The sequence below is a fragment of the Tepidimonas sp. genome, assembly GCF_036825565.1.
In the GTDB taxonomy this organism is placed as follows: Bacteria; Pseudomonadota; Gammaproteobacteria; order Burkholderiales; family Burkholderiaceae_C; genus Tepidimonas.
Genome location: NZ_DAISXZ010000087.1, coordinates 1 through 8,443 on the forward strand (window position 1 = coordinate 1; position 8,443 = coordinate 8,443).

Consider the following 8,443-nt stretch of genomic DNA (forward strand, 5'->3'; position numbering starts at 1 on the left):
CCCCACCACCCCGCCGCCCGCCTCTCAAACGGGCGTGGCAGGTGGCTCTTCGCGCCTGCTTGCTGCGGTGGCCGCGGGGCTCGCCGTGGTGGCTTTGGCGGGCACCGCCGTGCTATGGCAGCGCCTGGCGCGCACGCAGGAGGAGCTGGCGCGCCGAACCACCGACGCCCAGGCCGAGCTGGCCGCGGCGCGGGTGCTGGCCGACCAGGCCCAGGCGGCGGTGGCCGATCTGCAGGCTCGGCTTGGGGTGGCGGAGGTGAAGCTGTCGGAGGTGTCGCTGCAGCGCACTCAACTCGAGGAGTTGATGCTGTCGGTGTCGCGTTCGCGTGACGATGCCCTGGTGCAGGATCTGGAAGCGGCGTTGCGCCTGGCCATCCAGCAAAGCCAGCTCACCGGCAGCGTCCAGCCCGTGGTGACGGCGCTGCAGGGCGCCCACCAGCGCATCGAGCGCGCCGCGCAGCCCCGCCTGAATCCCGTGCAGCGGGCCATCGCCCGCGATCTGGAGCGCATCCGGGCCGCGTCGTTGGTGGACGTGCCCGCATTGGTCACCCGATTGGACGAATTGGCCCGCACCGTGGACGAGTGGCCTCTGCGATCCGGCCCGCCGCTGGACGAACCGATCCGCCCCGCAGGCACGCCCGAACCAGCGGGGGAGCCGTTGCCGGCACCGATGGCCGGGGAGGGCGGGGTGGCGACCGACTCCGCCTGGGCGCGCGCGCGCGCCAGCGTCCAACGCTGGGTCGAGGCCGGCTGGGCGCGGCTCCAGGGTGCCACCCGCGACCTGGTCCGGCTGCGCCGCATCGACCCGGAGGCCGTGCTGCTTGCGCCGGAGCATGCCTACTTTCTGCGCGAGAACGTGCGCCTGATGCTGCTCAACGCCCGGTTGGGCCTGGTAGCGCGGCAGTTCGAAAGCGCGCGCGCCGATGTGCGCACCGTCGAGCGCCACCTGCGGCGCTACTTCGAGACCGACGCGCCGCGCATGCGCCAGACGCTCGACACCCTGGCTGCGCTGCAGCGCGATCTGCGGCAGGAGACCTTGCCCCGGCCCGACGAAACGCTGGCGGCGCTGTCCGCCGCGGCGGGAGGGCGCTGACATGGCCGTACGCACCCGCCAGGGGGCATCGGACTGTGGAGGCGGACGGTGAAGGGCGTCTTCGGCCTGCTGTTCGTGGCGGCGCTGGCGGTCGTCGCCGCGCTGCTGATGGGCGACAACCCCGCCACGGTGTCGCTGTTCTGGCCGCCCTGGCGGGTGGACGTATCGCTCAACCTGGTGCTCATTGTCGCGGTCGCCGGTTTCGTGTTTGGCTATGCCGCCTTGCGGGGTATCGCTTTGCTGCGCGAGCTGCCGCGCCGGGCCAGCCGTTGGCGGGCCCTGCAGCAGGAGCGGGCCACCGTGGGCCTGCTGCTGCAGGCTTGGGGGCACCAGTTGGGTGGGCGCTTCGTCCGCGCTCAGAGGGCGGCGCGCGAGGCCATCGCGCGCCTGCAGGCGGCCGACCGTGACACCGTGCCGTATGCCGATGCGCTGTGGGTGCTGGCGCACCTGACCGCGGCCGAGAGCGCCCAGCAACTGGGCCAGCGCGAACAGCGCGACGCTTGGCTGGCGGCGGCCACCGATGCGACGCGCGCCCGCGGTGCGCCCGAGGCCCGCGAAGGCGCGCTGCTGCGGGCCGCCGAGTGGGCCATCGAGGCCCGGGACCCCGCCGAGGCGGCGCGCTGGCTGGCCGAACTGCCCCAAGGGGCGGCCCGCCGCATCCAGGCGGTGCGCCTGCGGCTGCGGCTGGCCCAATTGCGGCACGACAGCCGTGCCGCGCTGGACATGGCGCGTCTGCTCGCCAAACACCGCGCCTTTTCGCCGGAGGCGGTGCGCACCGTTCTGCGGGGACTGTGGATCGAGGCTCTGCGCGATGCGCGTGACGAGGATGGCCTGTTTGCCGTGTGGCGCAGCCTGCACGGCGACGAGCGCCGCGACCCCGCCCGGGCGCTGGCCTTGCTGGCGCATGTCGAGCGGCTGGTGGCCGAGGGCTTGCTCGATGCCACGGGGCCGGTGCCCCGCGCAGTGGACGAAGCCATCCGCGTGGCCTGGGCGGGTTACGACACCCTCACGGGCGCCGATCGGCTGCGGGCCGTCGCCGTGGTCGAGCCTTGGTTGACGCGGCTGGATGCTGCTTGGCTGCCCCGGCTGGAGGAGGCCCAGCGGCGCAACCCGTCGGATGCCGGTCTGCAATACCTGGCTGGACAGGCGTACCGCACCCGCGGCTTGTGGGGCAAGGCGCAGACGCTGCTGCAACAGGCGGTGCGTGGTCTGGACGACCGCGATCTGCGCCGGCGCTGCTGGTGCGCGCTGGCCGAACTGGCCGAGCAGCGCGGTGACGAGGCCGCCGCCGGCCACGCCTGGAAGCAGGCCGCGCTGACCTAAACGGCCCCCGCTTAGGACTGTCGTGCCCGCTGCGCACGGGCGCGGCCCAAGCGCTGACGCCGCCGGCGGCGCTGCGTCAGACGCACCTTCAAAATCCACGCCCAGTGGACGGCCAGATACACCAATACGCCGGTGAGGCTGGCGACGATGGCCAAGCCCACCACCAGGGGTTTGCCGACGTTGGTGATCCAGTGCCAGAAGTCGGCCAGCCACGACCCGCCGGAGCCGTCGGTCGCCGCGCTTGCGCCGGTCGCTGCGCCGGCGTCGGCCCTCGGTGCGGACAAGACGATAGCATCGGCGCCGCTGCGGGGGGACGCCGCGCTGGGTTCAGCCTGCAGCACCCACTCGCCCAGTTTGTATGCCCCAAAGTACACCGGCCCAAAGGTGACCGGATTGGTCACCAGCGTGCTCGCCACGGCGGCCGGCACATTTGCGCGCAGCAACACCGCCAGCGCGGCTGAGGCCGGGATCTGCGCCACGGGGATCAACAACCCGAAAAACACCCCCAGCGCCAACCCCAGCGCCAGCCCCTTGCGGTTGATGTGCCACAACCGAGGGTGGTGCAGATGCGGGGCAAACCAGCGCAGCCAGCGCATGTCGTGCAGGCGCTCGCGGCTAGGCAGTAGGGACTGGACGCGCGCTCTCATGGCCAGAGGTGTACGAAACGACCCAGATTGTGACGCATTCGCCGCGATCCCCGCTATCCTCGTCCCCCATGCGATGGGAAGATGTGTTGTATTTGCAAGGGTTTGGTACCCGCCGAGTCTGTCGGGCGCTGATCCTGAGCGGGGCGGTGGCAGCGGGGGCTGACCGGCGCCCCGTCTTCGATCCGGACGAGCCCGTGTCCCCGGACGAGCTCGTCCCGGACCTGCCGTTCTGGGTGGAGGGGGTCTGCTGGCCGTATCGGCCGCGGGCCTATCTGATGCTGCACAAGCCCGCCGGCTACGAATGTTCGCGCCGACCCTCGGCCTGGCTGGGCGTGCACACCTTGCTGCCCGCGCCGCTGCGCCGGCGCCCAGCTGGGGCGGCGGACGGTGTGCAGGCCATCGGCCGACTCGATCAGGACACGACCGGCCTGTTGCTGCTGTCGGACGACGGGGCTTTCATCCACCGTCTGACCTCGCCGCGCCACCACGTCCCCAAGGTGTACGAGGTGACCTGCCGGCACCCGGTCGACGAGGGACAGATCCAGCGACTGCGCGCTGGCGTCGTGCTGCACGACGACCCGCGACCGGTGACGCCCGCGGCGGTGGAGCGCATCGACGTAAACCGGCTGCGCCTGACCCTGACCGAGGGTCGCTACCACCAGGTCAAGCGCATGGTGGCGGCGGTGGGCAACCGGGTGGACGCGCTGCACCGCACCGCCATCGGCCCCGTGGTCTTGCCCGCCGATTTGGCGCCGGGCCAGTGGCGCTGGTTGAGCGCGGACGAGGTGGCCGCCCTCCAGGCGGCAGGGGGCGTCAAGGCACCGCGTCCAGAAACGCGCTGACGCCCTGCAGCAAAGCGTCGGGTCGGTCGCGGTGCGGGCTGTGGCCGCATGTCGGCAGCACCAGCCGCTGGGCCTGTGGCGCGCCCGCCGCGATCGCGTCCAGTTGGTCCAAGGTGCCGTACTCGTCGTCGGTGCCCTGCACCAGCAGCAGCGGTGCAGCGATGCGGCCGCACGCCGCCCGGATGTCGAACGCGCGAAACGCCGGCGAGAGCCAAACATCGTTCCACTGCCAGAAGGCGTTGTCCACGTCGGCGTGGTAGCGTGCCAGCCGCTCGCGCAGGCCTAGGGGGTAGGCGTCGCGCGCGGCGGCAATCGCGCGCAGGGCCACGTCTTCGACGAAGATATGGGGCGCCATCGCCACACACGCCGCCACCGGGTGCTGGCTGGCGTGCAGCAGTGCGATCGTCGCGCCGTCCGAATGGCCCACCAGCACGGGCTGCTGCAGCCCCAACGCCTGCAGCAGGCAGGGTAGGGTGTCGAACGCCTCGCGGTGCATGTAATCCGGCCCCTGCCGGCCGCTTCCGCGCACGTCGGGGATGGGGTCGGAGGCCCCGTAGCCGCGCCGGGAGTACATCCAGCCCACGCGTCCGGTGCGGGCGCACAGGGCCGAGGGCCAGTGGCCGCCGCGCTGCCGCCACATCGCCACCGACCCCAGCCCTTCATGCAAAAAGACGATGGGGGCGAGCGCCCGAGCGGAGGCCGGACGAATCGCCTGGACCTCCAGCCCTACGCCGTCGATGACGACGCGCATGGGCGGATCCAGCGACGCCTCGGCGGGTGGGTCGGTAAGAGGCGGGTTGGGTGGGGCGGTCGGCTCCATGCCCATGATGGTAGAGCCCCCGGGCCGCATCGCCGGTTATGCTTACGACATGCGTGTGCTGCTCGGTTCGTTCTGGCGCTCGGTCGCGTATTGCCTGCACCCGCGGGTCATTGCGCTGTCGCTGCTGCCCCTGGTGCTGATGGTGGCGGGGGCGTTCGCCCTGGGCTACTGGTTCTGGGACCGGGCGGTCGATGCCGTGCTCGCCTGGCTGGAGACGTGGTCGCTGGTCGAATTCGTACTCGGCTGGCTGGACAGCGTGGGGCTGGGGGCGCTGCGGGCAGTGGTCGCACCGCTGCTGGTGCTCGTCATGGCCACGCCGCTGATCGTCGTGTTGGCGTTGCTGCTGGTAGCGTTTTTCATGACCCCCGCCATGGTGGATCTGGTCGCCCAGCGGCGTTTCCCGGACCTGCAGCGGCGCCGCGGCGGCGGAGTGCTGGGCAGCGTGGGCTGGTCCCTGTGGTCCACCGTGCTGGCCGTGCTGATGTTGGTGGTGTCGCTGCCCTTTTGGTTGATTCCGCCGCTGGTGCTCGTGCTGCCCCCGCTGATCTGGGGTTGGCTGACCTACCGCGTGTTCGCCTACGATGCGCTGGCCGAACATGCCTCGGTGGACGAACGGCGCACCCTTCTGGCCCGCCACCGCGTGCCCTTGCTGGTCATGGGGGTGATTGCGGGCCTGATCAGTGCGGCACCCAGCGTGCTGTGGGCCTCAGGGGCCATGTTCATTGCGCTGGCCCCGCTGCTCGTGCCGCTGGCCATCTGGATTTACGCGCTGGTGTTCGCCTTTGCGTCGCTGTGGTACGCCCACTATCTGCTGCAGGCGCTGGATGAGCTGCGGCGCGAAGCCGCCACCCCGTCGGTGCCGCCCGGCCCTCCGGTCTCTGCGGCTCCCCCCGTCCCTGCGGACCGCATCGTCGACGTCGAGGCCCGCCCGCTTCCTTTTCCCCCTGCACCATGACGCCTGTATCCCCCGCTGCGGCCGCCGCCCCGCGCTTCGGCCTCATCGTCATCGGCGACGAAATCCTGTCTGGCAAGCGCCAGGACAAGCATCTGCCCAAGGTCATCGAACTGCTGGGCGCCCGCGGTCTGCGCCTGGACTGGGCGCGCTATGTGGGCGACGATCGCGCGGCCATTTCCGAGGTGCTGCGGCAGGCCTTTGCCAGCGGCGATGTGGTGTTTTCCACCGGAGGGATCGGCGCCACCCCCGACGACCACACCCGCCAGGCAGCTGCGGCCGCCCTGGGGGTGGAGGCGGTGCTGCACCCCGAGGCCAAGGCCCTGATCGAGCAGCGCATGCGCGAAGTCGCGGCGGAGCAGGGCCTACCCTTCGAGCCCGATCGCCCCGACAATGTGCACCGCCTCAACATGGGGGTGTTTCCCGTGGGCGCGCGCCTCATTCCCAACCCGTACAACCGCATTCCGGGGTTTGCCTGCAACGGCCCCGGGGGTGGCACGGTGCACTTCGTGCCAGGCTTTCCCGTCATGGCCTGGCCGATGATCGAGTGGGTGCTCGACACCCATTACCGCGCGCATTTCGGGCAGTCCCGGCAGCGCGAGCGTTCGGTCATCGTTTTCGGCGGCATCGAGGCCACGTTGACCCCGCTGATGGAGCGCATTGAAGCCGAGCACCCCGGGGTCAAGGTGTTTAGCCTGCCCAGCGTCGACCACCCGCAGTGGGGGCGGCACATCGAACTCGGGGTCAAGGGCGCCGACGCGGGCGCGGCGGCCGCGTACGAGGCGATGCTGGACGCCTTGCGGGCCATGCCTGTGCGGCTGGGCCCCGAATTGGTGCGGTGATGGAGCGCACCACGAAAGTGCAATATGCGTGTAAATGGTGCATAAGCGTCCATCCGGGGCGACATGCACCACGCATGGATCTGGCATGGAACCTGCTTTCCAGTGTCCGACTTCAGTCCTTTCCCTCGACCCGAACCTCTTAGGAGCACACTGATGGCCAAGACCGTCGCCGACGTGATGAACATGGTGAAGGAGAACGACGTCAAGTTCGTCGACTTTCGCTTCACCGACACCCGCGGCAAAGAGCAGCACGTGACGGTGCCGATTTCCGCCTTCGGCGAAGACAAGTTCACGTCGGGCCACGCCTTCGACGGCTCGTCGATCGCCGGCTGGAAGGGCATCGAGGCATCCGACATGCTGCTGATGCCGGACCCCAACACCGCCAACCTGGACCCCTTTTTCGAAGAGACGACGCTGTACCTGCAGTGCGACGTCATCGAGCCCAGCGACGGCAAGGCCTATGACCGCGACCCGCGCTCGATCGCCAAGCGCGCCGAGGCCTACCTGAAGGCGTCGGGCCTGGGTGACACCGCCTACTTTGGCCCCGAGCCGGAGTTCTTCCTGTTCGACGGTGTGCGTTGGAGCACCAACCCGGGCAACTGCTTCTACGAAATCGAAGAGTACGAAGCACCCTGGAATACCGGAACCAAGTTCGAAAACGGCAACCGCGGCCACCGTCCGCGCACCAAGGGCGGCTACTTCCCCGTGCCGCCGGTGGACAGCACGCACGACATGCGCGCCGAGATGGTGCTGATCCTGGAGTCGCTGGGCATTCCGGTCGAGGTGTTCCACCACGAGGTGGCCGGTGCCGGCCAGTGCGAGATCGGCACCAAGTTCAGCACGTTGGTCGAGCGTGCCGACTGGACGCAGGTGCTCAAGTACGTCATCTGGAACGTGGCCAACAGCTATGGCAAGACGGCCACCTTCATGCCCAAGCCCTACCACGGCGACAACGGCAGCGGCATGCACGTGCACCAGTCGGTGTGGAAGGACGGCAAAAACCTGTTCGCCGGTGACGGCTACGCGGGCCTGAGCGACTTTGCGCTGTACTACATCGGCGGCATCATCAAGCACGCCCGCGCGCTCAACGCCATCACCAACCCGACCACCAACAGCTACAAGCGTCTGGTGCCGCACTTCGAAGCCCCGGTCAAGCTGGCCTATTCGGCCAAGAACCGCTCCGCGTCCATCCGCATCCCGTACGTGGCCAATCCGAAGGCGCGCCGCGTCGAGGCCCGCTTCCCGGACCCGATGGCCAACCCGTACCTGTGTTTCGCGGCGCTGCTGATGGCCGGTCTGGACGGCGTGGAGAACAAGATCCACCCGGGCGAGGCCGCCACCAAGGACCTCTACCACCTGCCGCCGGAGGAGGACAAGCTGGTGCCGACCGTGTGCCACAGCCTGGATCAGGCGCTGGACTACCTGGACAAGGACCGCGCCTTCCTGACCAAGGGCGGTGTGTTCACCGACTCCATGCTCGATGCCTACATCGAGCTGAAGATGCAGGAAGTCACCCGCGCCCGCGTCGAGGTCACGCCGACCGAGTACGACATGTACTTCAGCCTGTGATGCGAACGGGCCGCCCACGGCGGGCGGCCCGCTGAAACACCCTGGGGGCGGCCGTGTGCCGCCCCCAGCCGTTTTGAACGATACTGTGTCGTGACGCATTCTGTGGATCAGGGTTGGCATGTCGTTGCAGCAAAACATTCGGCGATGGGGCAAGGCGGGCATAGCCACCGCATGGGCGGCCGCCGTGGGGTTTGCCGCCGGGACGGCCTGGGCGCAAACCGGTGCCATCTGGCGCTGTGGCAACGAGTACACCAACAACCCCGGCCCCAACCCCGCGGCGCGCGGCTGCCGTGAGATGCAGGGCGGCAACCTGACCATCGTCGAAGGCACACGCCCCGCCGGCGGGGCGGCGGGG

General features: G+C 69.9%; 8 protein-coding genes and 1 pseudogene. 7 read left to right on the forward strand and 2 right to left on the reverse strand.

Annotation, left to right across the window (positions count from 1 at the left end):
* A partial coding sequence (locus V7026_RS10205; RefSeq protein WP_334155273.1) for a uroporphyrinogen-III C-methyltransferase occupies positions 1-1,093 on the forward strand: 1,093 nt, incomplete at its 5' end.
* 48 nt (positions 1,094-1,141) lie between these two features.
* Positions 1,142-2,416, forward strand: coding sequence for a heme biosynthesis protein HemY (locus V7026_RS10210; RefSeq protein WP_334155275.1), 1,275 nt, complete (start codon positions 1,142-1,144; stop codon positions 2,414-2,416).
* Between the two features lie 11 nt (positions 2,417-2,427).
* Here the strand turns inward: V7026_RS10210 and V7026_RS10215 are convergent, their stop codons facing one another.
* Positions 2,428-3,063 carry a DUF2062 domain-containing protein gene (locus V7026_RS10215; RefSeq protein ID WP_334155277.1) on the reverse strand — a complete coding sequence of 212 codons (636 nt, stop codon included), beginning with the start codon at positions 3,061-3,063 and terminating at the stop codon, positions 2,428-2,430.
* Between the two features lie 68 nt (positions 3,064-3,131).
* Here V7026_RS10215 and V7026_RS10220 point away from each other — a divergent pair, with 68 nt between their 5' ends.
* A complete protein-coding gene (locus V7026_RS10220; protein WP_334155279.1) occupies positions 3,132-3,905 on the forward strand; it encodes a 16S rRNA pseudouridine(516) synthase in 774 nt (257 codons plus the stop codon).
* Here V7026_RS10220 and V7026_RS10225 read toward each other — a convergent pair.
* Positions 3,877-4,725, reverse strand: a complete 849-nt coding sequence (locus V7026_RS10225) for an alpha/beta fold hydrolase (RefSeq protein ID WP_334155281.1) — start codon at positions 4,723-4,725, stop codon at positions 3,877-3,879. The genes V7026_RS10220 and V7026_RS10225 overlap by 29 nt on opposite strands.
* A gap of 49 nt (positions 4,726-4,774) precedes the next feature.
* Between V7026_RS10225 and V7026_RS10230 the strand changes: the two genes are divergently transcribed.
* The 4 genes and pseudogenes from V7026_RS10230 to V7026_RS10245 all read left to right on the forward strand — a co-directional run.
* Entirely contained in the window at positions 4,775-5,680 is a 906-nt protein-coding gene (locus tag V7026_RS10230) for an EI24 domain-containing protein (RefSeq protein ID WP_443082350.1), read from the forward strand.
* Positions 5,677-6,519 carry a competence/damage-inducible protein A gene (locus V7026_RS10235; RefSeq protein WP_334155285.1) on the forward strand — a complete coding sequence of 281 codons (843 nt, stop codon included), beginning with the start codon at positions 5,677-5,679 and terminating at the stop codon, positions 6,517-6,519. The genes V7026_RS10230 and V7026_RS10235 overlap by 4 nt, the downstream gene beginning before the upstream one ends.
* Before the next feature lie 153 nt (positions 6,520-6,672).
* Complete coding sequence (gene glnA / locus V7026_RS10240) at positions 6,673-8,088, forward strand: type I glutamate--ammonia ligase (protein WP_334155286.1); 1,416 nt, start codon at positions 6,673-6,675, stop codon at positions 8,086-8,088.
* 118 nt (positions 8,089-8,206) lie between these two features.
* A pseudogene (locus tag V7026_RS10245) lies at positions 8,207-8,443 on the forward strand (hypothetical protein); the annotation flags it as partial.